We start from the raw sequence: 24,517 nt of genomic DNA on the forward strand, positions 1-24,517 counted from the left end.
AATCCGTGTTTTCCGTGGTTAAATCTCAGGCGTTTTCTATTTGATTCAAAGCCGTCTGTACGTAGCGGTAACCACCATTCTCTTGCGGAACAAATTCAAATAAATGGGTGATACAATTTGGGGCGTCCGCATCTTGGTGCGAAACAAATAACAGCTGAGTTTGGCTATTGGTGACCAATTGTTCGATAAACTGTTTAACCAATTTGCGGTTTACGCCGTCCAAGCCTTGTAGCGGTTCGTCTAAAATCAGAATCGGCGGATGTTTTACCATAGCACGGGTAATCAATAATAAACGTTGTTGTCCCCACGAAAGTGAACGGAACGGTTTTTTCGCCAGATTGGCTAAATACAAACGTTCCAGCCATTCCATTGCTTTGAGCTGTAAGGCACTCGGTACTTGTTGATAAACGCCGATTGAATCGAAAAAGCCGGATAAAATCACATCTAACGCCGAACAATTCACCCGATAATCCATATGTAACTGGCTGCTCACATAGCCGATATTTTTCTTAATATCCCAAATCGTTTCGCCCGAGCCACGCTGACGACCGAATAAATGTACGTAATTAGCATAAGATTGCGGATGATCGCCGGTAATAATCGAAAGCAAGGTCGATTTGCCTGCTCCGTTCGGGCCTTTAATCCACCAATGTTGTTTTGGGGCAACCGTCCAAGTTAGATCATCAATAATGTTTTTTTCGCCGTAACGAATCATCACGTTTTTCAGTTCGAACGGATTGCTATTGGATGGGAGCTGAATCAGCGGTGCGGCACTGTCCGGTAAAGGCGCATTCACATTCTGTTCTGCAAATTTTAGCTGAGAATAGACCGCTTGTTGCTCAATCGCTTGGCGTTCGCCTTGTAAAATCAGTTGCAGATTATCTAACAAAGCAATATGCGTAGCACAGTCGGGAATATCATTGAAACGGTTGGAAATCAGTACTACTGCCATTTGCTTGCCGAGTTGCGCCATAACGTCTTGCCAATAAGCGACCGAGGCTTGATCTAATCCCTCAAAAGGCTCATCTAGAATCAATAAATCCGGTTCGCTGACTAACATTTGGCAAAATAACACTTTGCGGCTTTCGCCGGTGGAGAGCTGAATAAACGGGCGTTCTAATAACGGCTGGATACGTAATTTAGCCGCATATTCCTCGCATAATTGCGTTTTTTCGCTACCGTTTAAGATGATTTGACGGGCTGTTAAACCGAAATCGTCAGGCGAAACCATATCGTTGTTACGGTGTTTAAAGATTTGCTCGATGATTTTTTGTTGCTGCTCGAAGGAAAGTAAAGCGATATGCTGGAAACTATTTTGATATTCGCCCGAATATAACGAAAGTGAATTGTGTAGCGCTTGGGCGAAAGCGGTTTTGCCCGAGCCGTTACCGCCGACAATCACCCAGAAATCGTGAGTATTGATTTCCAGTGATTCAATCGACAGTTTATTGTGTTGAGCAAGGGAAAATAAGGCGTTCTGGATGTTGATGTTTGGCATGTTGTGTTCCTGTTATGACGGAAAACACAACGCCAATGGAATAATGATTAGGCGTGTGCGTTATGTTTTCCGTATCCGATAGTTTTTATTTATTAGAGTTGTTTACCTACTGCAAACCAATCGGCACGCCCGTTAAGGAAGTCTTGCACGGACATCGGTTTTTTGCCGGAAGGTTGTAACTGAGTAATATTTAACACGCCTTCTTGTGTTGCAATTTGAATCCCGTTTTTATCCGCTTGTAAGACCGTACCTGCCGCTTTAGCTTGATGCGGTAACACATTTGCTTGATATACTTTCACGCTTTGTTCTACGCCGTCCACCTCTAATGTGAGGAAGCTAATCGGCCATGGGTTAAACGCTCGAATATTGCGTTCCAGCTGACAAGCGGTCAAATTCCAGTCTAATTTTGCTTCTTCTTTTGAAAGTTTTTCCGCATAGTTGGAAAGCGCATCATCTTGTTTTTCCGCTTTAAACGCTTGGCTTTCTAACCCGTTTAACACCTCTAATAACGCCGGCGGTGCAAGTTCGGCTAATTTCGCATATAACGAAGCGGAGGTTTCGTCTGCGGCAATCGGTGTGGTAACTTTATGCAACATATCGCCGGTATCTAAGCCGATATTCATTTGCATAATGGTTACGCCGGTTTCCTGATCGCCCGCCCAAATCGAGCGTTGAATCGGTGCCGCTCCACGCCAGCGTGGTAACAGCGAACCGTGCACATTTAAACAACCGTATTTCGGCGCATTCAGTACCGCTTCCGGTAAGATTAAACCGTAAGCCACTACAACCATCACATCGGCATTCAGTGCTTTTAATTCCGCTTGTGCGTCTTCTTTACGTAGGGATTTTGGTTGATATACCGGAATATTATGTTGTTCGGCTAATTGTTTTACCGGGCTGGCTTGCAGCTTTTTGCCCCTGCCGGCAGGTTTGTCCGGTTGGGTATAAACCGCAATTACATTATGTTCTGAATTTAATAACGCTTGTAAGTGCTGTGCGGCAAAATCAGGTGTGCCGGCAAAAATAATATTAAGTTTTAGCATGATTTTTCGTTGATAAGTGAATGGATAACGGAATTGTAACAGAAGAAATGCAGCAACTGTGTTTGGTGATAAAGATTTTTAACCGCGAAATACGCAGGTTACATGGAAGATAGCGCCCGTCAAAGACAAGCGCCATCAAGGAAATATGTTCAGAGAAGGTAATTATAACCAACCACGTTCTTTATAATATTTGGCTGCGCCTGAATGGAGCGGAGCAGATAACGCATTTTTGACCATTTCCGCTTCGGATAAATGAGCAAATGCCGGATGTGATTTTTTGAAACGATCAAAATTTTCAAAGACCGCTTTCACAACTTGATAAACATGTTCTTCACTCACGTCGCTTGAAGTCACTAAAGTTGCATAAACCCCGAAAGAATCGACCGCTTGTTCGACATTTTTATAAACTTTAGCCGGAATTGTCGCTTTTGCGTAATAGCCTTGCTCCGCCACTAATTTACCGACCACTTCATCAGCCACCGGAATCAAGCGAATATCGCAACTGTTGGCAGTTTCTTTGAGTGCGGCATTCGGGTGACCGACATTATAACTAATCGCATCAACATCTTTCTCGCACAACGCTTTGCCCATTTCCGCCGGCGTAAGTTTTAACGCTTCTTTGAAATTCGCCTCCGTCCAACCTTTGGTTTTTAGTAACACGTTCATTGTCGCTTGCGTACCGGAGCCGTCCACGCCGACATTGACTTTTTTACCTTGTAAATCATCGACCGATTGAATAGCGGAATCATTGCGTACTACTAAGGTAAACGGCTCGGGATAAATCGAGAAAATCGCACGTAGTTTGTCGTTCTTTTTGCCTTCAAACGAACTCGTACCGTGGTAAGCGTGATATTGCCAGTCGGATTGTACAATCCCCATATCTAACTGACCGTTGGCAATTTTATTCAGATTATCAACCGAGGCATCGCTGGCAAGCGGTTTACAAGCAGTGTGATTTTCACTGCGATTGACAAATTGGCAAATCGCATTGCCGGTCACAAAATAAAGTCCGCTGTCACTACCGGTACCTAATTTTAGCGGTGTCGGTTCGGCTTGAACGATACCGGCGAGTAACAGACCGCTCAAAAGGGAAAGTTTATAAGATATTTTCATAGAGAACCCCTCAAAATAACATTGTGTTTGCGCTTTGAAGATATACTTTTTCGTACAATATATGCAACTTTTTTCTACATTTTTTATAAACAAGCGGTCTATTTTCGCCAAATTTTTGCAAATTCGGGTATCATCATCAATTTACGTAGCATTCGGCGAAGTTATGGAATATTTTATCCCGCAAGAAACCGTCATTTTTGAAGAAGAAATTAAGAAAAGCCGCTTTATTACCTATCTTTGCCACACGGACGGGATGGAACAGGCAAAAACCTTTTGGGCTGAAATCAAAGCATTACATCCGCACGCACGCCACTGGTGCTGGGCGACGGTTGCCGGCACGCCGACCGATTCGCAACAATACGGTTTCTCGGATGACGGCGAGCCGTCGGGAACCGCCGGTAAACCGATGTTAAATTATTTACTCGGTTCGGAATTAGGAGAAATTACCGCTGTTGTCGTGCGTTATTACGGCGGTATTCTGTTAGGTACGGGAGGTTTGGTCAAAGCCTACGGCGGCGGCGTACAACAAGCCTTGCTACAAGTTGAGAAACAACGTAAGGTATTACGCCAAAATTACCGTCTTGTGTGTGAATACGATCAATTTAATACGTTGCAACATTTAATCGCCGAACACGATATTGTGTTGCTCGAACAGCAATTTAGCGAAAAAATTCACTTAACTTTAGCAGTCAATCCGAACGAACTTGAACGCTTTAGCCAACAAATCACTCAACGTTTTGCCGGAAAACTTGTTCTAATCGATGCCAAAAACCTTGCGAATCATTCATAACAAGCGACTTTTTTGCTAAAATCTCACGAAATTTAACCGCTTACTCTCGGGCAAAAGAACCCGATTCATTTGAGGTCTTTGTGCAATTCTTATCAATTCTTCGTATTGTCGGCATTCTCATTATGAGCTTTTCATTTACGATGCTCTTACCTGCCTTTGTCGCCCTGATTTACGGTGACGGCGGCGGACGGGAATTCCTACAATCGTTTTTACTGACGTTTAGCGTCGGGACCCTACTCTGGTGGTTTAGCCGTAACCAAAAAAATGAACTGCGCTCGCGAGAAGGCTTTTTAATCGTGGTACTGTTCTGGGTGGTATTAGGTTCGCTCGGGGCGGTGCCGTTTATTATTTTAGAACATCCCGATCTGAATTTTAGCGAATCGATTTTCGAATCTTTTTCCGGGCTGACCACAACCGGTGCGACCGTGATTACCGGTTTAGACGATTTGCCGAAAGCGATTCTTTTTTACCGCCAATTTTTACAATGGCTGGGCGGTATGGGGATCATCGTATTGGCGATTGCGATTATTCCGCTTATCGGTTTAGGCAAACTCTACCGTGCGGAAATGCCCGGGCCGTTAAAAGATCAAAAAATGCGCCCTCGTATCGCCGAAATCTCGAAATTACTTTGGCAAATTTACCTTAGCTTAACCGTTTTATGCGCACTTGCGTTTAAAATTGCGGGAATGAGTTGGTTTGATGCGATTTGTCACAGTTTCGCTACTATTTCGATTGGCGGATTCTCTACGCACGACGCTAGTATCGGTTATTTTGACAGCATTGTTATCAATAGCATTACTGCGGTATTTTTACTGATTTCATCGATTAACTTCGGCTTACATTTTGCGTTAATCGACCAGCTCAAAGACAAAAACAACAAACAAACCGGTAATATTTTTAAACGACTTTATTGGAAAGACCATGAGTTTCGTTCGTTCGCCGTGATTCAATTAAGTCTGTTTTTAATTTGTTTTGCCATTTTAAGCGTTTATAACTATTTCGATAATGCCGAGATTACCTTCCAGCATGCGTTGTTCCAATCGGTATCGATTTCAACCACCGCCGGTTTTACTACGAATGATTTCAGCCAATGGCCGTCGTTTTTACCGATATTATTGGTAATGGCGTCGTTTATCGGCGGCTGTGCCGGCTCTACCGGCGGCGGATTAAAAGTAATCCGAGTCATGTTACTCTATTTACAAGCCAACCGAGAAATTCACCGCTTCGTCCATCCTAATTCGGTGAAACCGATTAAACTCGGTGCGCATATTTTTTCGGAACGTATTGAGGAAGGCATTTGGGCTTTCTTCTCCGCCTATATTTTTGTATTCGTGATGTGTTGGTTCGGGACAATTGCTTTCGGTATGGAAACGTTTGACGCCTTTAATGCGGTGGTTGCATCACTGAACAATCTCGGCCCTGCCTTAGGTAACGTCAGCAGTAACTTTACCCAAGTGCCGGACGGTGCCAAATGGGTACTCACTATCGCGATGGTATGCGGGCGTTTAGAAGTGTTTACTCTCTTAGTTATTTTAAGTCCGGTATTCTGGAAAGATTAATATGGAATAAATCAATGAAAACTCTCATTCTCTATTTTACGACCGACGGTCAAACCAAGCGTATTGCGGAAAAAATAGCGCAAGAAATCACCCACGAAACGGAACTGCTTTCTCTACAAACGCAAGCGGTCGATTTTGCCGAAAAATTGGCAAACGCCGATCAAATTGTCCTCGGTGCCTCAATTCGTTACGGGCATTTTAATGACTTGGTCTATCAGTTTATCGAACGACATCATCAAGTGTTAAATCAAAAACCTTCCGCATTTTTTAGCGTAAATCTAACCGCTCGCAAAGAGAATCGAAAAACGCCGGAAACCAATGTTTATACGCGTAAATTTCTCGCTAAAATCAAATGGCGACCGACTCAGGTGGAGGTAATTGCCGGCGCACTGCTTTACCCTCGTTACACTTTATTGGATCGTCTTTGTATTCAACTTATTATGAAACTGACCAAAGGTGAAACGGATGCGAGTAAAGAATACGAATACACCGACTGGCAACAAGTCAGCCGACTTGGTCAAAGATTAAACAAAATAGAGTAAGTGTAAATTTAGTTAAAAGTGTTAATAGGATATTACCGTTTGTTTTATAATCGCCCACTTAATGCCCAATAGTGGGTATGAATTTCAATGAAAAAGGAAAAGCAATGAGCATTTTAAAAGAGTTCCGTGAATTTGCGGTAAAAGGCAATGTAGTAGATATGGCTGTCGGTGTGATCATCGGCGGTGCATTCGGTAAAATCGTCTCTTCATTAGTTAGCGATGTAGTAATGCCGCCTATCGGTTGGTTAATCGGCGGGGTAGATTTTAAAGATCTCGCAATCGAAATCGCACCGGCAAAAGAAGGTGCCGAAGCGGTAATGTTAAAATACGGTGCGTTTATTCAAAACGTATTTGATTTCTTAATTATCGCTATCGCCGTATTCGGTATGGTAAAAGTAATCAACAAAATTAAAAAACCGGCGGAAGCCGCACCGGCTGAACCGACAGCGGAAGAAAAATTATTAACTGAAATTCGTGATTTATTGAAAAAATAATCCGAATAAAAAAGAGGGAGCGAAAGCTCGCCTTACCTAAGGAAAATAAATGGCGAGCTTATGCTCGCCATTTTGCTATCAACTTATACGAAAAGAGAAAGCGGTCTGCTTTCTCTTTATTTTCGCAAATTATTTGACTAACTCGCCTTTCGCTTGTAAATCTGCATGATATGAAGAACGAACGAACGGGCCGCAAGCAGCGTGTTCGAAGCCCATTTTTTCCGCTTCACTACGGAACATATCAAATTCTTCCGGCGGTACATAACGTTCCACTTTTAAATGGTGACGGCTAGGTTGTAAATATTGACCGATCGTCAGCATGGTTACGCCGTGGTCGCGTAAGTCTTGCATCACTTCTAAAATTTCTTCGTTCGTTTCGCCAAGCCCTACCATTAAACCCGATTTGGTCGGAATATTAGGAAATTCTTGTTTGAAGATTTTAAGCAATTCAAGCGACCATTTGTAGTCCGCACCCGGGCGTACTTCACGGTATAAACGCGGCACGTTCTCAAGATTGTGGTTGAATACGTCCGGCGGATTTTGTTTTAAAATTTCTACCGCTTGTTCTACACGACCACGGAAATCCGGCACTAGAATCTCCACTTTACATTCCGGATTCAAGGCTTTGATTTCACGTACTGTCGCCGCAAAGTGCGCCGCTCCGCGGTCAGCCAAATCGTCACGATCCACCGAAGTGATTACCACATATTTTAGTTTCATATCTTGTACGGTTTCCGCCACTTTACGCGGTTCTTCCGGATCTAGCGGTAGCGGTTTACCGTGTGCAACATCACAGAACGGGCAACGACGAGTACAAATTGCGCCCATAATCATAAAGGTTGCCGTACCGTGGTTAAAACATTCGTGTAAGTTCGGGCAAGACGCTTCTTCACATACCGAGTGTAAGCCGTGGCGACGCATACCGTGTTTGATACTGTCGATTTTCGCCGAAGCCGCCGGTAATTTAATTTTCATCCAACTCGGTTTCGGTAATAGCTCTTGATCGGGGTCGATATTACGTACTTGAATTACCGATGTTTTGGCAGCATCGCGATATTTCACGCCACGCTCCATTTTAAACGCTTCCATTTTTTTAGGCTTAGTACCTGTCGCAGTTGTCATTAAGTTCTATCCTTCTCTATGCAATGTTAAAGGGCGGAGATAACCCCGCCCCGACACACAGATATTATAATTCTGATGATTTGCTCTTAACGGGCAAATATTGACTACACATTATTTGTTAATAATTTGTTGTGCATTATACCCTAAAATGTTGTAAAAGTGCGCAACCAATTTAGGGGAAACTAAATCGCATTGAGCTTCCGATTCGGCAATATAATCTTTTAATTGGGTCATTTCTAATCCGGCATAACCGCACGGATTAATATTTCTAAACGGCGTTAAATCCATATTCACATTAAACGCCAAACCGTGAAACGAACGCCCTTGACGAATACGCAACCCTAACGAACAGATTTTCTTACCGTTAATATACACGCCCGGCGCATCCGGCTTCGGATAACCCTCAATCCCATAATCCGCTAAAGTTTTTACTACGCACTGCTCCAAAGCGGTTACCAAATCTCGTACCGAAACGTCTTTGCCTTGTGCTTTTAAACGCTTAATATCAATCAACACATACATGACCTGCTGACCTTCGCCGTGGTAGGTAATTTGCCCGCCGCGATCGGTTTGCACCACAGGAATATTGGTCGGATTGAGTAAATGTTCCGGCTTACCGGCAGAACCTTGAGTAAATACCGAGGGATGCTGTACCAACCAAATTTCATCCGCAGTATTTTCATTACGATTATCGGTAAAATCTTGCATTTGATGCCAGATTTCTTCATAAGGCTGCACACCAAGTTGGCGAACAATAAGTTGATTCATCAGATTATCTCCGTTCGGAATGAGTGACTTATTATAAGACCATTCTCACGCCTGAAATTTTAGCAAGCTCGACATAAAGCGTTTCGACTTGGTCGATATGCTCGGCAATAATGTCGATGGAAACCGAATTATAAGTGCCTTTTGAGCTACGTTGTTGGCGCGGGTTATAATCGCCTTTCGCATGAATTTGCGTGATTGCCACCACATCATCCACTAAATCTTCACGATGCGTACCCACCACTTTAAAAGTGAATGAACACGGAAATTCTAATAAATCTTTTAATTTTGCCTGTGGTAAGTCTTGTAGGTTTACTGTTCTTGATTGGGTCATATTTATATCCTTTTCTCTTTTATACTATTAAGACTAAGCGGTATGATCTTGCAAGAACTTTGCGAAATCATACCGCTTGTATATTACTCGTCCAAATATGGGGACGATTTTAAACATTACAAGTTAGCCGAGATTAGTCAAATAAACTCTTAACGGTTAATACCACCCAATCCCATGCTTTACCGAAAATACCCGCTTCAGGTACGTCTTGTAACACTTGCAGATCGCTGCTTGCAACATCTTTACCGTCCAATTGGTAAATCACTTTACCGATAACCTGACCTTTCGCTAAAGGCGCTTCAAGGTTTTTACGTTCCAACTCGTAACGAGCTTTTAATTCGGACGCCTTACCTTTCGGTACGGTCACAAAGCTGTCTTGAATTGAACCGAGTTGGACTTTATCCGCTTCGCCGTAGTAAACGCTCTGTTCGGAAACCGCTTGTCCCGCTTGTAACGATTTTACCGTTTCAAAGTTTGCAAAACCCCATTGCAGGAGTTTTTTACTTTCGACTTCACGGCCTTTATACGTCGGTACGCCCATTACCACCGAAATTAAACGGGTGTTGTTATTCGTTGCGGATGCGACTAAATTATAACCGGCTTGGCTAGTGTGACCGGTCTTCATACCGTCCACATTAATCGTTTTATCCCAAAGCAAACCGTTACGGTTCGGCTGTGCTTTTTTAATGTTGTATTTAAATTCTTTTTCGGCGTAAATTTTATATTCTTCCGGCTGATCGCGAATCACGTGCACACCGATAATCGCCATATCGCGTGCAGATGAATATTGATTCGGATCATCCAAGCCGTGTACGGTCGTAAAATTGGTATTTTTCAAACCGAATTGCTGACCGAACTTGTTCATTTGGTCGATAAAGGCTTGTTGCGAGCCGGAAGTATGTTCCGCCAACGCCACCGCCGCATCATTACCCGATACGATAATTAAACCGCGCATTAAATCGGCAACCGAAACCTGCGTGTTTAAATCCAAGAACATTAATGATGATCCCGGGAATTTTTGCGCCCAAGAGTTCTCGGTAACCGTCACCATATCGCTGTTTTTTACTTTACCTTGTTTAAGGGCATCGCCCACCACATAACTGGTCATCATTTTGGTCAATGATGCCGGATATTGACGTTGATCCGGATTTAAACTTGCCAATACATTACCCGAATTATAGTCCATTAAAATATAGGTCTGTGCGTTTAATTGCGGTGCGGAAATACCGAAATCCACATTGGCGTCTGCGGTCGCAAATTGAGAAACGGCTAAAGCGCAAAGGCTTACGGATTTTAATAACGTTCTTTTCATAAAAGCATCCAATTCTTTGGGGAAATAACAGGTGATATAAAGCAAACAAGGGCTTGTTGAAACTCAACAAACCCTGATGCGAGATATAAAATATTTAAATATCTTCTTCGCTCGCTACAGAAGTAGCTTTTTTATTTTTATTTAGCACGGCTAATTTCACGTGTGCCGTACCGGAACCGTGCATACCCAATTGACGTGCGGCGGCTTTCGATAAGTCCACTACTCGAGCATGCGCATAAGGTCCGCGATCGTTTACGCGAACGACAACCGAACGACCATTACGGGTATTGGTTACTTCGACTAAAGTACCGAAAGGTAACGTTTTATGCGCCGCGGTCATTGCCGAATTGCTAAATCTTTCACCGTTTGCGGTACGGCGTCCGTTAAATTTATCTGCATAGTAACTTGCAACACCAGACTGATAGTGGCTACGAGCAGTATGTTTATGTTGTTCTTTAAGCGATCTTTTTTTAACTAATGCGATTTTATTCGCTCTCGCTTTCGCTGTTAAAGCAGCGTTTTTTACTGATTTTTTTGCAGTTTTAGCAATAAGATACTTCTTTACTGCGCTAGGTTTTGCGTTTTTGGTTGCTGCAACAGAATTCAATGATCCGAATGTTAAGAATCCAGCTAACAACAGGGTTACCATTTTACTTAATCGCATAAGTTTTCCTCATTTAGATATCGTACTGTGTAACGATGTGTTTTGCCCACAAAACAGGATTGTCTTGTGGTGGCTGTTAATCTTTCTTTTGATAGATAACTGCTCTTGTATGTGCTTTTTGATACCGCAAAAAAGCAAAAGTTCAAGCCCTATATTCAGCCTGTAGAGCCTGACTTAAAGTTTACTATACGGGTTGTTACCGCTGATACGCTTACGATGCACATAAGCGGACATCATCAACCCGAAGGCCGCCATTAGAGTCACATAAGAGGTCCCCCCATAGCTAAACAACGGTAAGGGTACACCAACTACGGGTAAAATACCACTCACCATACCAATGTTTACAAAAACATAAAAAAAGAAAAGTAGAGAAGTACCGCCTGAAATCAAACGTCCGAAGGCGGAATCGCTCTTAGCGCCGATTACCAATCCTCTGGCGATAATAAACAAATAAATCGCCAATAGGATTAAAATCCCGATCATACCGTGTTCTTCGCCCAGTACGGCAAAAATAAAATCGGTATGCGGCTCGGGTAAAAATTCCAGCTGCGATTGCGTGCCTTCCATCCAACCTTTACCGTTAATTCCGCCGGAACCGATGGCAATTTTCGATTGAATAATATGATAGCCGGCACCCAACGGGTCTTTTTCCGGATCGATTAAGGTCATTACACGGGTTTTCTGATAGTCGTGCATTAAGAAAAACCACATAATCGGAATAAAACCGGCTAAGAAAACCACACCGGCACTAATTAATTTCCAACTTAATCCGGCTAAAAACAGCACGAAAATACCGGCGGCACAGACTAAAATCGACGTACCTAAGTCCGGTTGCGCCGCCACTAATAAAGTCGGCACAATAATGATTCCCAACGCAATAAAGGTATCTTTCAAGCTTGGCGGTAACGCTCGTTTTGCCAAATAAGTCGCTACCATCAGCGGCACGGAAAGTTTGGCGATTTCCGACGGCTGAAATCGTACAAAACCTAAATTTAACCAACGTTGCGCACCTTTACTGGTTTCACCGATTAAATCCACCAAAATCAGCATGACAATACAAACGAGGTAGAGATAAGGCGAAATTCGTTCATAAAAACGAGGCGGAATCATTGCCATAAAAAGCATTAAACCCAAGCCGAGCGAAACTTGAATAATACGGTTGGTAAACATTTTTTCACTCGCACCGCTGGCACTATACAGCACAATCAAACCGTAACCGGTAATCGCCAACAAGCCTAGCAACAGCCATACGTCAAGGGAAAAAATCTTCCAAAAAAATTTTCTGATTCCGCTACTCATTATTTGTCTGTCCCTCTTCAAGCGGTTGAATTTGCTCGATATTTTGCAACAGTTCTGATGTTCCCATCGGTTCTTTTAAGGTTTTTCTTAACGCAAAATCCATCACTTGGCGAGCCACCGGCGCTGCATTCGAACCGCCGCCGCCCGCATTTTCTAAAATAATCGCTACCGAAACTTTCGGCTCTTCATACGGCGCATAACTGATAAACCACGCATGGTCGTGCAGCTCTTTTTTCAGCGCATTTTTATTGTACTTACCGCCGTTTAAGTTAAACACCTGCGCCGTACCGCTTTTACCCGCCGCTCGATAAAACGAACCGCCGGCTTTGCGCCCCGTACCGTTTGCCGCATTAATTACGTTGTACATTCCGAATTTCGCCACTTGCCAAAAACGCTCGGGCACGTCTTGAATATCTTCATATAACAGCGGATCTTTGTAAGGCTCGGTTTTATCGCTGCCGATGACTTCCATCATCAAATGCGGCGTGTTTACACGACCGTTATTAATTAAGATCGCTTGTGCTTTCGCTACCTGTAACGGCGTTGCAATCCAATAACCTTGCCCGATACCGACCGGAATCGTATCGCCCTGAACCCAAGATTTTTTATGACGGCGTTGTTTCCACTCACGATTCGGATATACGCCGGCGGATTCTTCAAAAATATCAATCCCCGTTTTCTGTCCGAAGCCGAATTTACGCATCCACTCCGACATTTTATCGATACCGGTATCATAAGCGAGCTGATAGAAGAACGTATCGGAAGACTCGGTAATCGCTTTATTCACATTAGTCGAGCCGTGACCGCCTTTTTTCCAATCTCGGTAACGTTGTGTCGTCCCCGGCAAAATCCAAAAACCCGGGTCATAAATCGCATTTTGCGGTGTAATTTTTCCTTCCGCCAATCCCATTACCGCATAAAACGGTTTTACTGTCGAAGCCGGCGGATACGTCCCTTGTGTCGCTCGGCTATATAACGGACGAGCCGGATCTTCCAATAAACGTTTATAATCCGCTCCCGATACGCCGCCGACAAATAAATTATTGTCGTAGCTCGGGTTGGTAACCATCGCCAATACGCTGCTATCACGCGGGTCAAGCACTACGACCGAACCTTTTTGATCACCGAGTAAATTCTGAATATATTGCTGTAATTCCACATCAATGGTTAAACGAATACTACTGCCCGCTACACCCGGTTGATCACGCAATTTGCGAATCACTTTGCCTCGGTTATTGATTTCCACTTCCTCAAAGCCGGTTTGTCCGTGTAATTGGTCTTCATAATATTTCTCAATGCCCAATTTACCCATATCGTGCGAACCGGCATAATTACCGAACTTACCCTCTTCTTCGAGCTTTTTCTTATCTCTTTCGTTGATTTTCGCCACATAACCGAGAATATGGGTCAAGGTTTCGCCGTAAGGATAATTACGCTTGTAATACGCCTGTACGTCTAAACTCGGGAAACGATATTGATTTACCGCAAAACGCGCCATTTGTTCCTCGTTTAAATTGCCTTTTAATAAAATCGGCGTATAGCGAGAAGTACGTTTTTTCTCTTTACGGAACGCTTCCACATCTTCGTCGGTCAGCCCGACGACATCACGCAATTCGACTAACGTTTCTTCTAGGTTTTCCGTTTTTTCAGGAATGATATAAAGCCCGAAATAGGTAATATTTTCGGCTAATACTTTACCGTTGCGGTCGTAGATCAAGCCGCGAGTCGGAGGGACAGGTAATAGTTTGATACGGTTACCGTTGGAACGCGTTTGGTAGTCGTCATAATTTACCACTTGTAAATGATACAGGTTGGTTAATAACACGCCCGTAAGCACCAATACTCCAAGAAATGCGACCAATGCACGACGAGCAAACAGATTGCTCTCCGCTTGTCCGTCCCGCACTTTTTCACGAGGTTTTGGATTGGTTAATTTTCCGAGTTTACCAAACATTGTTTATCTCATTTTGTTCTCTAGCGAACGGAACAAGCGGTCAAAATTTTGGCATTTTTTACCATGTCCGTTCGAGATCAAGCTATTCTCGATGATAAGGGTGATTTGTTGTCAGTGACCACGCACGATATAAACTTTCAGCAACAATTACGCGCACCATCGGATGCGGTAAGGTTAGCGGCGAAAGCGACCAACTTTGTTCCGCAGCGGCTTTACATTCCGGAGAAAGTCCTTCCGGCCCGCCGATTAACAAACATACGTCTCGTCCGTCATTTTTCCATGCTTCCAATTGGCTCGCCAATTGTTCGGTTGTCCAAGGCTTGCCCGGAATATCCAAGGTCACAACTTTGCCTTTACCGGCGGCGGCTAACATCGCTTTGCCTTCTTGCTCTAAAATGCGTTTAATATCCGCATTTTTGCCGCGTTTACCGGCGGGAATCTCAATCAGTTCAAACGGCATATCTTTGGGGAAACGGCGTTGGTATTCTTCAAAACCGACCTTTACCCAATCCGGCATTTTTTGCCCGACCGCAATTAATTGTATTTTCATTGTGCCACCACGAAAATGACGATTATGCCCACAGTTTTTCTAATTGATACATTTCACGGGCATCCGCTTGTAATAAATGCACAATCGCTTGACCGAAATCGACCACGATCCAATCGGCGACCGCTTTACCTTCTTCGCCAAACACTTCAAAGCCCGCTTGTTTTGCTTCCGCACTTAAACGATCGGCGGTTGAAGCCACGTGACGTACCGAAGTACCGGTTGCGATAATCATGGTATCGGTAATGCTCGATTTACCACGCACGTCAATCGCTAAAATATCTTGCGCTTTTAAATCATCTAAAGTTTTCGTTAAAAATTCGACTAAATTCTGTTCCACGTTCGGTTCTCTTTCAAATTTACTAAAAATACAAACGTTAAATTTTAACACAAATTCGTTACAATATAACAAATAGACAAAAGTAAAGCGGTCGTATTTGCAAATTTTTTTACCAATACGACCGCTTGTCTTTAACCGGCTTAGAATTGTGCCATTTGTTCTAATAATTGCGGAGATTTGTCCACCATACGTAGTAAAAGTACCGCTTGTGGATTCGGTTTGGTTTTGCCTTGCTCCCACCCTTGATAAGTCCGCACGGAAGTATGCAATTTATGCGCAAAAACCGCTTGTGATAGATTTAATTTTTCTCGAATCGATTTAACTTCGGATGGACTAAGTTCTATCGGTTCAGGCTTTTCTAATACCGTAGTTCGCAGGGTGATTTTGCCTTGAAGGTATTGTTCTAAGGCTTCCGCCCCTTCCATTAGATCATCAAATAAACGTCCCATTTATAGCTCCCTATCCGCAATATTTTTTAAATGTTCCAATACTTTAGAAAATGCTTTTCTTTCCATTGAATTCAAATCTATTTTTCTTGATTTGTTATACCCTGTAAATAACCAAATTTGTGATCCTCTAACATAATAGTAGTAAATCACTCTGGCACCACCTTTCTTCCCCCTTGATTGGGTTGATATACGAATTTTTCGTAAACCGTTTATGCCTTGAACAATATCTCCAGCTTCGGGATTATTCATTAAATATTCTTGAAATTCACGATAATCATCATCTGTTAAATTTTCATAACGAAATTTATTAAAAGGTGGTAATTCTACAAAAACTAACTTCACATTTTCCTCACTATACGCTTAAAGCGTATGGTTTTCAACCAATGAAAGATAGCTTATAAGTGTTTAAGTAACATACAACTTGATTATTCTTTTTTTGCGATCAAGATCGAAAAATCAACTGATTAATAATCACTCAACAAAAAATAAGGCTAGTGAAAACTCACTAGCCTTTTTTGCGGTTAAGCCATTAATTTCTTCAAACGGTACAACTCATCCAATGCTTGGCGGGGGGTGAGTTCATCTGGGTCGATGCTCATTAATGCTTTTTCCACGTCACTTTGTTGTACAACAAGCGGTTGAATTTGCGGTGTTTCTTGCAAATCAGCACCGAATAATAAATCGCCTTGCGGGTTATCGTGCGCTTCTTTGGTTTGTAATGAGATTTCTTCCAAATGCGCTAAACGCTGTTTCGCCAATTGAATCACCTGTTTCGGCACACCGGCAAGCGCCGCTACTGCCAAACCATAACTTTTACTTGCCGCACCTTCTTGTACGCTGTGCATAAACACGATGGAATCCTGATGTTCTCGGGCATCTAAATGCACGTTCGCTACACCTTTTAACTGACTTGGTAAACTGGTCAGCTCAAAATAGTGCGTCGCAAATAAGGTGAGCGATTGAGTTTTCTTTGCTAACCATTCGGCACACGCCCACGCCAGCGATAAACCGTCATAAGTTGAAGTACCACGCCCGATTTCATCGATCAGCACTAAGCTGTTTTCGGTTGCCTGATGCAGAATATTCGCCATTTCGGTCATTTCCACCATAAAAGTCGAACGGCCTGAGGCTAAATCATCACTTGCGCCGATACGGGTAAAAATTCGGTCTAACGCACCGATTTCCGCACCATCCGCCGGCACAAAACTGCCGATATACGCCATTAGACTGATCAATGCAATTTGACGCATATAGGTACTTTTACCGCCCATATTCGGGCCGGTTACCACCAATAAATGACGTTGTGCATTTAAGAATACCGGATTAGCAATAAACGGATCTTTCAATACTTGCTCCACCACCGGATGGCGACCGCCTTTGATATTCACGCCTCGTTGTAAGCTGAACGTCGGACGCACATAGTTCAAACTTTCCGCACGCTCAGCAAGATTGGTCAGTACGTCTAATTCGGACAATGCCATCGCCGCCAACTGCAATTCGCCCAAACGCGGCATAAGTAAATCGAACAACTCATCATAAAGTTGCTTTTCTAACGCCAATGATGCACCTTTTGCTTTCAGCGCCTTATCTTCATAAGTTTTCAACTCGGGAATAATATAACGCTCGGCATTTTTTAAGGTTTGGCGACGGACATAGTGCATCGGGGCTTTATGCGCTTGCCCTTGGCTAATTTGAATATAGTAGCCGTGCACCGCATTAAAGCCGATTTTAAGCGTATCAATACCAGTTGCTTCTCTTTCTCGAATTTCGAGATTTTCCAAATATTGCGTTGCACCGGCAGAAAGCTCACGCCATTCGTCCAATTCCGCATTGTAACCTGCGGCAATGACACCACCGTCACGAATTAATTGTGGAGGCGTTTCAATAATCGCACGTTCAAGCAGTGCGTGTAATTCTCTGAAATCGCCTATTTGTGCCACAAGTGTATCAAGCGAAGTGGTCAAATGTTTCGCATTTTTTGCAATATCAGGCAATTGCGCCAAGGCTGTACGTAAACGAGTTAAATCACGAGGGCGAGCCGAGCGCAATGCAACACGAGCAAGGATTCTCTCCATATCACCGACATTTTGGAGTAACGGCTGAAGTGGTTCGATACATTGCTCTTTTTGTAAAGTGTCAATTATATCTTGACGCTTCTTCAACTTTTCTAGGTCACGAATCGGTTGATGAATCCAGCGTTTCAGCAAACGGCTGCCCATTGGAGTAACACATTTATCTAAAACTGCCGCTAACGTATTTTCCGTTCCGCCGGCTAAATTCTGGGTCAGTTCTAAGTTACGGCGAGTTGCCGCATCCAGCAAAATAGTGTCACTATTTTGCGCCAAATGAATACTATTGATATGCGGTAAGGCGGTACGTTGCGTTTCTTGTGCATAGTGTAAAACACAACCCGCCGCACATAATGCCACCACGGCTTTTTCCACCCCAAAACCAGCTAAACTTTGTGTACCGAATTGGCGATTTAATAAATTAATTGCCGTGACTAACTCAAACTCCCATACCGGACGGCGGCGTAAACCTTTATAATTATTTAAAATTTTAGCGGCAGAAAAATCTTCCGCATAGAGAATTTCCGCCGGTTGTAAGCGTTGTAATTCGGCAGCAAGCGCTTCTTTATTTGGTAATTCGGTAATTAAAAAACGACCGGAAGTCATATCTAGCGTAGCAATCGCAAACACGCCCTTTTCTTCGTAAATCGCTGCAACTAAATTGTCCTGTCGTTCTGGCAATAACGCTTCATCACTTACGGTACCGGGGGTAACGATGCGTACCACTTTACGTTCAACCGGGCCTTTACTGGTTGCCGGATCGCCAATCTGCTCACAAATCGCCACAGATTCGCCCAATGCGACCAATTTGGCTAAATAGCCTTCTACCGCATGATACGGCACGCCAGCCATCGGAATCGGCTCACCTGCCGATGCGCCTCGCTTGGTCAAAGAAATATCTAACAACGCCGCCGCTTTTTTAGCGTCGTCATAAAACAACTCGTAAAAATCGCCCATACGGTAGAACAACAAAATATCGGGATTTTGCGCTTTAAGTTGCAAATATTGCGCCATCATCGGCGTGTGCTTAGAAAGATCTTGAGTCATGGCTTCGCAGTTAAGTTAGTCAAAATTGGCAGTTAGTGTAACAGATTGAAGGAGTGGAAAAAACTGCGAGGCGCAAAAGGAATAATTAGGGAAATGTTCAGATAAATGACACAAGCGGTCTAAATTTGCAAAAATTTTGCTAATTTAAACCGCTTATCAGAAGGATTAATCCGCACGAATTTGATGTAAGAAGCGTTTAGTACGTTCGTGTTGCGGATTTTGGAAAAGTTGTGCCGGCGAACCTTGCTCGACAATTTCCCCTCCGTCCATCACAACCACCACATCCGCCACATCTAATGCGAATTTGATTTCGTGCGTAACCACCACCATTGTCCAGCCTTCTACCGCCAATTCTTTCATGGTATTCAACACGTCTTGTACCAATTCCGGGTCAAGCGCCGAAGTCGGTTCGTCAAATAACATCAATTCCGGTTGAATCGCTAATGCACGAGCAATGCCGACCCGCTGTTGCTGACCGCCGGAGAGTTGGAACGGATAAAGCAAGGCTTTATCGGATAAACCGACTTTTGCCAGTAATTTCTCGGCTTCCGCTTTAGCTTGTTCCGGCTTTTTACCTTGCACGAATACCGGACCTTCCATCACATTTTCCAATGCGGTTTTATGTGGAAATAAGTTGTAATTTTGGAACACCATACCCGATTTACGGCGTAAGGCAAGAATCTGTTTTTTGATGTTCTTTGCCGAAAAATCCACGCTTAACGGCTCTGAACCGTCAAACGTGATTGTGCCTTGCTCCGGCATTTCCAACGCATTTAAACAGCGTAAAAACGTGGTTTTACCGGAACCGGACGGCCCGAGAATCACCACTACCTGACCTTTTTTAATTTCCAGATCGATGCCACGTAAAATCGTGTTGTCGCCAAAGGTTTTATGAATATTGCTAATTTTGATCATCTTGTTTTCCGTGGTTAGCTATTATTTCGCCACAAAGCGGTTAAAACGGTGTTCCAATTTTGCTTGAATCAAGAACAGCACCCAGCAGAAACACCAGTAAATTAAACCCGCCTCAATATATACCGGCAAGAAGTCGTAGGACATATTCGCCATTTGTTGTGCGACACGGAACATTTCCGTTACTGTCACCACAGAAGCTAATGAAGTATCTTTAAACAAACCGATAAACGTATTACTTAACGGCGGCACTGCGACTCGAATTGCTTGCGGTGCAATAATCCGGCGGAAGGTTTGCATATAAGTCATACCGATGGTATAACCGGCTTCCCATTGCCCTTTCGGCACGGAAGAAATCGCCGCGCGCACGGTTTCCGAACCGTATGCACCGATATTCAGCGAGAAACCGATAATCGCCGCCGGAATCGGATCAATATATACACCGATCGCCGGCAAGCCGTAAAACACCACTGAGATTTGCACCAACATCGGCGTGCCTCGAATAATTGAGATATACACTTTCACAATTGCAAGTGCAATGCGGTGTAGCATACCGTTTACCGGCGTCACTCGAATTAAAGCGACACCAACCGCAATCGCCATACCGATAATAAAAGAAGCGATTGCTAGCGGAATAGAAACCAAGACCGCCGCTTCAACCATTGGGAAGAAGGCATCCATCACCAGTTTCACACGCGCTTCATCCATAAATGGAATTTGCAATAATAAATTTTCTAACACAAGTTTTCCTAATTGAAATGTAATAAATTGAATTTTAAGGGATATAAATAGAAATGTACACGTCTAGACGTCTAAATAAAAAATAAGCGGTAAAATTTGTTAAAATTTAGACAAATTCTACCGCTTGTTACCTTTCAATATTTACCGATTATACGTTTTTCGGTTTGCTCACCATAATCTCAATCACTTGGCGATCAGTATATTGCATACTGCGGGAAGCAATCGCACAAAGGTTATTGATTGAACGGTCGATTTGGTGTTCGACAATCCCTTCGTTACCAGTCACTTGGGTGTCGTCCAATGCCATTAAAATCGATTTATAACTGGAACTCACACTGGTTGAAACTTTCATCGCGCAGCTATTTGCCGCACCGTCACAAATAATGCCGCTAATATCACCGATCATACTGCTGATTGCCATACTGATCGCTTCAAATTTACCGGTCAGCAACCAAGCCACACCGGCACAGCTACCCATAGCCGCTGTGGTTACCGCACATAACGCCGAGAGTTTCGGTAATTTACTATGAATATAAATCGCCATTAAATGCGAAAGAAATAAAGCACGAATCAGCTGTTCTTCGCCAGCGGCTACATGGCGAGCGACCACGACTACCGGCATTGTCGCAGTAATGCCTTGGTTGCCGGAACCGGAATTGCTCATCGCCGGTAAGTTTGCCCCACCCATACGTGCGTCACTGGCGGCGGTGGTTTCAATCACGATTCGATTTAATAAATCATCACTAATTAATCCTTTACCGATTTGTTTCTGCAAAGTTCGTCCGATATGTAAACCATAATCTTGATTCAGCCCTTCTTGTGAAAGCGCACTATTTAAAATTGCCGCCTGTTGAATAAAGCAAATCTTCTCCAATTCCACATTTAAAGAAAAATCATAAATATCTTTCGCATTTAAGTTTGCGAAAACATTTTCCGCATTGTCACTTTCCACCGCACAAGGTTTGGAAAACAGTAATTCGCCGTTTTTCTCAATATAAATCACATTGGTATGATGAGCGGCGATACGTACTTTCACTTGCTGATCGGCATTAAACAGTGTGGCTTCGGAATAGAGAATATGTTCGGTATCGGAAATACTGACTTCGATTTTGTGATCATGAATCATTTGTTTCGCTTGTGCCACTTGCTCGTTGGTAATATGTTTAAGCACTTCCAATCCGCCATTCGGATCACCGCCGATTGCCCCGATTGCCGCCGCCATGGTTAAACCGACCGTACCCGTCCCGGGAACGGTTACCCCCATACCGTTTTTCATCAAATTCGGCGAAACTTTAGCTTCGATACGATCAGGTAACGCCCCTAAATACTGACGAGCTACAGCCGCTGCTAATGCCAAAGAAACAGGTTCGGTACAACCCAGTGCCGGTACAACTTCTTGTTGTACGGTGGCAATAATCGCTTGTTCTAATTCCGATTTAAATTTCATTTAATTTTCTATCCTTAATTATTGATCAGTTATGTTGTTATTATAAATTTTAAAAAATACGACCGAGATAAAATTTTACTAAAAAAGCCGCAACATACTCCACCGTTTCATAAGATGATTTTCATTCATCGTTATCCGTTTTAAGTTTTAGCTAAAAATCGGCGGAAAATGACCGCTTTTTGATTTAGGTCTAACCGCTACCCCATCTTGATTATAGAGCTACTAAATCTCCAAATTTATAATTCCTACTAATTTAATCAACTATATTATTAGGAGTTTACGATGTCCGTTTTAACTGATAAAGATTGGCGTACTGCCCCGCTTGGTGAAATTATTGATTTTATTATCCCTCGTTTTCACGATACACATCGCAACCAATTACCGATCCTGATTGAATTGGCGGAAAAAGTGGAATCCGTTCACGCAGATAGTGCTGATTGCCCGAAAGGTTTAGCGGAACTTATTCGTAAAGTTTATGCGGATTTAGTGAATCATATGATGAAGGAAGAACAAATTCTGTTCCCATTGATTAAATCGGGTAGAGGAAAAATGGCTGCGGCACCGATTTCCGTAATGGAAGCTGAACACGATGAAGCCGGTAATGATGTCGAAGAGATGCAAAAACTGACCAATAACTTCACTCCGCCAGAAGGTGCTTGCACATCTTGGCGTAATTTATATCAAGGCTTACAAGAATTTGCCACCGATTTAGATGCGCACGTAGATTTGGAAAATAATAATTTATTCCCTCGTGCATTAGCAGGTGAGCAGCCTTAATAGAAAACAAGCGGTTGATTTTAAAGAAAAATTTGCAAAACTCTTGCAAAAATCAACCGTTTGTATCTCATTCACAAATTAAGCGGACGCTTTTGAGAACAGGTTAATCACCAACACGCCAGCAATAATCATTCCCATACCGATAAAGCCTGCCAAATCCGGTTTTTGTCCGAAAGCGAAATACGCCACAATGGCGGTCAGTACGATACCAACTCCAGACCACACCGCATACACAATACCTATCGGCAACGTCTTGGTAATCACCGATAATAAATATAACGCTATCACAAAAGCGCCAATTGCTACTGCTGTCGGTAGCGGTTTGCTAAAACCTTCGCTTGCCTTAATGCAATTACTGCCGATCACTTCAATCACAATCGCAAAGCCCAATAAAACCCAAGGGTTCATAAATTTCTCCGAAAACAAAAGCGGTTGGATTTTGCTTATTTTTTGCAAATTTCTAGCAAAATCCAACCGCTTTTTAAATAATTACAATTTAGATTGCACGTGTACCTAATTGGAAAATTACCACTTCCGCTTGGCAACTAAAACGGAAATTCGCATCTAGTAAAAAACCGCCTTCTACCGCTTTAATTTCGCTGGTGATTTCACACAGTTCACTTTCCGTGTCACGTGCTTTTTGGGTTAATTTCACAAGTGCTTGTTCTGCTTCCGCTTGTGTTTCATACACTTTTTCAAATTTCGCATCTCGTTCACTGTTATCAATGATTGAGCCGACATCAAAAGTGTTACAGCCAACACATTCAACCGGTTTATCTGATTTCATAAAAACCCCTATAAATTATAAGTTAATCACCTTGTTACTCTAATACTAAAGCGAGTTTGAATCAACCGAGCTTTATACCGTTGTTGATTTACAATAAAAAACGGTCGCAAAATTTTTACAAAATACGACCGCTTATTACTTGGATTAGAAGCCTGCTTGTTGTTCTAGCTGTTCTACTAACGCATCGTCTAAGCCGAGAGCTTCGGCAAGGTCAGCGAGGAAGACGATTTCTTTACGAGCTAAATCGGCACATACCACACGAGCGGCTAAATAAACTTGCGCCGCTAATGCCGGGTTGTTACCGACTTGTGCGGCAATTTGTTGTACGGTCGCCGGTTGGTACATTGCTTGTTCAATCCATTGTTGGATTTCCGGATCTTGACCTGCTTCGCCTAAAATCGCTTGTCTTTCTTCGTTAGAAATCGCACCGTCAGAAGCAGCGGCTGCAATCATCGCTTGTAAAATAACTTGGCTACTTGCTTGAGCATTTTGTTCTGTCACCGCAAAATTTTCTTCACTCACCGGAGCGGCTTGCGTTTGGTTTTGCTGATATTTTTGGTAAGCCTGATAAGCAAGGCTACCGATTGCCGCCAATGACCCTAATTTCGCTAAGCTAGAACCGCCGTTACGACCGAAGATCATCGAAAGAATGCCGATTGCCGCCGCACCGCCACCGATTTTGGCGACTTTATCGGTAGTAGTATTGCCGTTCATCGCATTTTTTGCTGATTCCTGCGCAACGCTTAGCACTTGATTTAAAATTTTGCTGAAATCCATAGGGTTTCTTCTCCAATAAGATTGAGGGTAAATACACTTAGCGCACTAAGTACTTAGCTGTTCGCCAAATTAGCAATAAGTTACCCGACTTGCCAATCAAATTTACCTATCATTAAAAAAAGCAAACGGTCGTAA

The 24,517-nt window shown here is 43.1% G+C and carries 26 protein-coding genes; 5 read left to right on the plus strand and 21 right to left on the minus strand.

The features are described 5' to 3' along the window. Positions 1-25: 25 nt before the first annotated feature. The 3 genes from modF to DY200_RS08240 form a co-directional block, all read right to left on the minus strand. The gene (gene modF / locus DY200_RS08230) at positions 26-1,498 is read right to left on the minus strand and encodes a molybdate ABC transporter ATP-binding protein ModF (protein WP_115587645.1); all 1,473 of its coding nucleotides are present in this window, start codon (positions 1,496-1,498) and stop codon (positions 26-28) included. Between the two features lie 92 nt (positions 1,499-1,590). Further along, on the minus strand, positions 1,591-2,541 hold the full coding sequence (gene fmt / locus DY200_RS08235) for a methionyl-tRNA formyltransferase (RefSeq protein WP_115587646.1): 951 nt from the start codon (positions 2,539-2,541) through the stop codon (positions 1,591-1,593). A 162-nt stretch (positions 2,542-2,703) separates the two neighbouring features. Continuing rightward, entirely contained in the window at positions 2,704-3,654 is a 951-nt protein-coding gene (locus tag DY200_RS08240) for a TAXI family TRAP transporter solute-binding subunit (RefSeq protein ID WP_115587647.1), read from the minus strand. Between the two features lie 163 nt (positions 3,655-3,817). On the opposite strand from DY200_RS08240, the gene DY200_RS08245 reads away from it, so the two are divergent. From DY200_RS08245 to mscL, 4 genes are all read left to right on the plus strand, one after another. Continuing rightward, positions 3,818-4,444, plus strand: a complete 627-nt coding sequence (locus DY200_RS08245; RefSeq protein WP_115587648.1) for a YigZ family protein — start codon at positions 3,818-3,820, stop codon at positions 4,442-4,444. Between the two features lie 80 nt (positions 4,445-4,524). Then, positions 4,525-6,003, plus strand: a complete 1,479-nt coding sequence (locus DY200_RS08250; protein WP_115587649.1) for a TrkH family potassium uptake protein — start codon at positions 4,525-4,527, stop codon at positions 6,001-6,003. 14 nt (positions 6,004-6,017) lie between these two features. Further along, positions 6,018-6,545, plus strand: a complete 528-nt coding sequence (hemG, locus tag DY200_RS08255) for a menaquinone-dependent protoporphyrinogen IX dehydrogenase (protein ID WP_115587650.1) — start codon at positions 6,018-6,020, stop codon at positions 6,543-6,545. Positions 6,546-6,649: 104 nt separating this feature from the next. Then, the gene (gene mscL / locus DY200_RS08260; RefSeq protein ID WP_005620517.1) at positions 6,650-7,039 is read left to right on the plus strand and encodes a large-conductance mechanosensitive channel protein MscL; all 390 of its coding nucleotides are present in this window, start codon (positions 6,650-6,652) and stop codon (positions 7,037-7,039) included. Between the two features lie 129 nt (positions 7,040-7,168). Here the strand turns inward: mscL and lipA are convergent, their stop codons facing one another. The 15 genes from lipA to DY200_RS08335 form a co-directional block, all read right to left on the minus strand. Continuing rightward, a complete protein-coding gene (gene lipA / locus DY200_RS08265; RefSeq protein ID WP_115587651.1) occupies positions 7,169-8,161 on the minus strand; it encodes a lipoyl synthase in 993 nt (330 codons plus the stop codon). A 111-nt stretch (positions 8,162-8,272) separates the two neighbouring features. Then, the gene (gene lipB, locus DY200_RS08270; protein WP_005598951.1) at positions 8,273-8,929 is read right to left on the minus strand and encodes a lipoyl(octanoyl) transferase LipB; all 657 of its coding nucleotides are present in this window, start codon (positions 8,927-8,929) and stop codon (positions 8,273-8,275) included. Between the two features lie 31 nt (positions 8,930-8,960). Further along, positions 8,961-9,260 (minus strand): DUF493 family protein YbeD, encoded by a 300-nt coding sequence (gene ybeD, locus DY200_RS08275; RefSeq protein ID WP_005598954.1) that lies wholly within the window; start codon positions 9,258-9,260, stop codon positions 8,961-8,963. 133 nt (positions 9,261-9,393) lie between these two features. Further along, positions 9,394-10,572 carry a serine hydrolase gene (locus DY200_RS08280; RefSeq protein ID WP_005602317.1) on the minus strand — a complete coding sequence of 393 codons (1,179 nt, stop codon included), beginning with the start codon at positions 10,570-10,572 and terminating at the stop codon, positions 9,394-9,396. 94 nt (positions 10,573-10,666) lie between these two features. Continuing rightward, entirely contained in the window at positions 10,667-11,236 is a 570-nt protein-coding gene (locus DY200_RS08285; RefSeq protein WP_115587652.1) for a septal ring lytic transglycosylase RlpA family protein, read from the minus strand. A gap of 174 nt (positions 11,237-11,410) precedes the next feature. Beyond that, a complete protein-coding gene (gene rodA / locus DY200_RS08290) occupies positions 11,411-12,535 on the minus strand; it encodes a rod shape-determining protein RodA (RefSeq protein ID WP_115587653.1) in 1,125 nt (374 codons plus the stop codon). Then, positions 12,528-14,489 carry a penicillin-binding protein 2 gene (gene mrdA, locus DY200_RS08295; RefSeq protein ID WP_115587654.1) on the minus strand — a complete coding sequence of 654 codons (1,962 nt, stop codon included), beginning with the start codon at positions 14,487-14,489 and terminating at the stop codon, positions 12,528-12,530. The genes rodA and mrdA overlap by 8 nt, the downstream gene beginning before the upstream one ends. A gap of 82 nt (positions 14,490-14,571) precedes the next feature. Then, the gene (rlmH, locus tag DY200_RS08300; RefSeq protein WP_005598965.1) at positions 14,572-15,039 is read right to left on the minus strand and encodes a 23S rRNA (pseudouridine(1915)-N(3))-methyltransferase RlmH; all 468 of its coding nucleotides are present in this window, start codon (positions 15,037-15,039) and stop codon (positions 14,572-14,574) included. A gap of 22 nt (positions 15,040-15,061) precedes the next feature. Next, a complete protein-coding gene (rsfS, locus tag DY200_RS08305) occupies positions 15,062-15,376 on the minus strand; it encodes a ribosome silencing factor (RefSeq protein WP_005619625.1) in 315 nt (104 codons plus the stop codon). Positions 15,377-15,516: 140 nt separating this feature from the next. Beyond that, a complete protein-coding gene (locus tag DY200_RS08310; protein ID WP_115587655.1) occupies positions 15,517-15,825 on the minus strand; it encodes a helix-turn-helix domain-containing protein in 309 nt (102 codons plus the stop codon). Continuing rightward, complete coding sequence (locus DY200_RS08315; protein ID WP_115587656.1) at positions 15,826-16,167, minus strand: type II toxin-antitoxin system RelE/ParE family toxin; 342 nt, start codon at positions 16,165-16,167, stop codon at positions 15,826-15,828. A gap of 179 nt (positions 16,168-16,346) precedes the next feature. Beyond that, entirely contained in the window at positions 16,347-18,941 is a 2,595-nt protein-coding gene (mutS, locus tag DY200_RS08320; RefSeq protein WP_115587657.1) for a DNA mismatch repair protein MutS, read from the minus strand. 165 nt (positions 18,942-19,106) lie between these two features. Further along, positions 19,107-19,856 (minus strand): amino acid ABC transporter ATP-binding protein, encoded by a 750-nt coding sequence (locus DY200_RS08325; RefSeq protein WP_115587658.1) that lies wholly within the window; start codon positions 19,854-19,856, stop codon positions 19,107-19,109. A gap of 21 nt (positions 19,857-19,877) precedes the next feature. After that, on the minus strand, positions 19,878-20,594 hold the full coding sequence (locus DY200_RS08330) for an amino acid ABC transporter permease (protein ID WP_115587659.1): 717 nt from the start codon (positions 20,592-20,594) through the stop codon (positions 19,878-19,880). Positions 20,595-20,742: 148 nt separating this feature from the next. Then, positions 20,743-22,041: an L-cysteine desulfidase family protein gene (locus DY200_RS08335; RefSeq protein ID WP_115587660.1), complete on the minus strand. Its 1,299-nt coding sequence runs from the start codon at positions 22,039-22,041 to the stop codon at positions 20,743-20,745. A 282-nt stretch (positions 22,042-22,323) separates the two neighbouring features. On the opposite strand from DY200_RS08335, the gene DY200_RS08340 reads away from it, so the two are divergent. Beyond that, positions 22,324-22,818 (plus strand): hemerythrin domain-containing protein, encoded by a 495-nt coding sequence (locus DY200_RS08340; protein WP_115587661.1) that lies wholly within the window; start codon positions 22,324-22,326, stop codon positions 22,816-22,818. Positions 22,819-22,896: 78 nt separating this feature from the next. On the opposite strand, the gene DY200_RS08345 is transcribed toward DY200_RS08340, so the two are convergent. The 3 genes from DY200_RS08345 to DY200_RS08355 form a co-directional block, all read right to left on the minus strand. Then, on the minus strand, positions 22,897-23,226 hold the full coding sequence (locus DY200_RS08345) for a DMT family transporter (RefSeq protein WP_005619623.1): 330 nt from the start codon (positions 23,224-23,226) through the stop codon (positions 22,897-22,899). An 88-nt stretch (positions 23,227-23,314) separates the two neighbouring features. After that, entirely contained in the window at positions 23,315-23,605 is a 291-nt protein-coding gene (locus tag DY200_RS08350) for a YfcZ/YiiS family protein (RefSeq protein WP_115587662.1), read from the minus strand. 144 nt (positions 23,606-23,749) lie between these two features. Then, positions 23,750-24,382 carry a tellurite resistance TerB family protein gene (locus DY200_RS08355; RefSeq protein WP_015674208.1) on the minus strand — a complete coding sequence of 211 codons (633 nt, stop codon included), beginning with the start codon at positions 24,380-24,382 and terminating at the stop codon, positions 23,750-23,752. Between the last annotated feature and the right edge of the window lie 135 nt (positions 24,383-24,517).

Source organism: Actinobacillus lignieresii (assembly GCF_900444945.1).
In the GTDB taxonomy this organism is placed as follows: domain Bacteria; phylum Pseudomonadota; class Gammaproteobacteria; order Enterobacterales; family Pasteurellaceae; genus Actinobacillus; species Actinobacillus lignieresii.

What these genes read in the sequence shown, in the direction of transcription:
- modF (WP_115587645.1), bottom strand. Translation starts at nt 1,498, where the DNA reads ATGCCAAACATCAACATCCAGAACGCCTTATTTTCCCTTGCTCAACAC.
- DY200_RS08245 (WP_115587648.1), top strand. Translation starts at nt 3,818, where the DNA reads ATGGAATATTTTATCCCGCAAGAAACCGTCATTTTTGAAGAAGAAATT.
- DY200_RS08350 (WP_115587662.1), bottom strand. Translation starts at nt 23,605, where the DNA reads ATGAAATCAGATAAACCGGTTGAATGTGTTGGCTGTAACACTTTTGAT.
- rodA (WP_115587653.1), bottom strand. Translation starts at nt 12,535, where the DNA reads ATGAGTAGCGGAATCAGAAAATTTTTTTGGAAGATTTTTTCCCTTGAC.
- DY200_RS08285 (WP_115587652.1), bottom strand. Translation starts at nt 11,236, where the DNA reads ATGCGATTAAGTAAAATGGTAACCCTGTTGTTAGCTGGATTCTTAACA.
- lipA (WP_115587651.1), bottom strand. Translation starts at nt 8,161, where the DNA reads ATGACAACTGCGACAGGTACTAAGCCTAAAAAAATGGAAGCGTTTAAA.
- lipB (WP_005598951.1), bottom strand. Translation starts at nt 8,929, where the DNA reads ATGAATCAACTTATTGTTCGCCAACTTGGTGTGCAGCCTTATGAAGAA.
- fmt (WP_115587646.1), bottom strand. Translation starts at nt 2,541, where the DNA reads ATGCTAAAACTTAATATTATTTTTGCCGGCACACCTGATTTTGCCGCA.
- mutS (WP_115587657.1), bottom strand. Translation starts at nt 18,941, where the DNA reads ATGACTCAAGATCTTTCTAAGCACACGCCGATGATGGCGCAATATTTG.
- DY200_RS08340 (WP_115587661.1), top strand. Translation starts at nt 22,324, where the DNA reads ATGTCCGTTTTAACTGATAAAGATTGGCGTACTGCCCCGCTTGGTGAA.
- mrdA (WP_115587654.1), bottom strand. Translation starts at nt 14,489, where the DNA reads ATGTTTGGTAAACTCGGAAAATTAACCAATCCAAAACCTCGTGAAAAA.
- DY200_RS08355 (WP_015674208.1), bottom strand. Translation starts at nt 24,382, where the DNA reads ATGGATTTCAGCAAAATTTTAAATCAAGTGCTAAGCGTTGCGCAGGAA.
- DY200_RS08280 (WP_005602317.1), bottom strand. Translation starts at nt 10,572, where the DNA reads ATGAAAAGAACGTTATTAAAATCCGTAAGCCTTTGCGCTTTAGCCGTT.
- DY200_RS08345 (WP_005619623.1), bottom strand. Translation starts at nt 23,226, where the DNA reads ATGAACCCTTGGGTTTTATTGGGCTTTGCGATTGTGATTGAAGTGATC.
- DY200_RS08310 (WP_115587655.1), bottom strand. Translation starts at nt 15,825, where the DNA reads ATGGGACGTTTATTTGATGATCTAATGGAAGGGGCGGAAGCCTTAGAA.
- DY200_RS08325 (WP_115587658.1), bottom strand. Translation starts at nt 19,856, where the DNA reads ATGATCAAAATTAGCAATATTCATAAAACCTTTGGCGACAACACGATT.
- rlmH (WP_005598965.1), bottom strand. Translation starts at nt 15,039, where the DNA reads ATGAAAATACAATTAATTGCGGTCGGGCAAAAAATGCCGGATTGGGTA.
- DY200_RS08335 (WP_115587660.1), bottom strand. Translation starts at nt 22,041, where the DNA reads ATGAAATTTAAATCGGAATTAGAACAAGCGATTATTGCCACCGTACAA.
- hemG (WP_115587650.1), top strand. Translation starts at nt 6,018, where the DNA reads ATGAAAACTCTCATTCTCTATTTTACGACCGACGGTCAAACCAAGCGT.
- ybeD (WP_005598954.1), bottom strand. Translation starts at nt 9,260, where the DNA reads ATGACCCAATCAAGAACAGTAAACCTACAAGACTTACCACAGGCAAAA.
- mscL (WP_005620517.1), top strand. Translation starts at nt 6,650, where the DNA reads ATGAGCATTTTAAAAGAGTTCCGTGAATTTGCGGTAAAAGGCAATGTA.
- DY200_RS08240 (WP_115587647.1), bottom strand. Translation starts at nt 3,654, where the DNA reads ATGAAAATATCTTATAAACTTTCCCTTTTGAGCGGTCTGTTACTCGCC.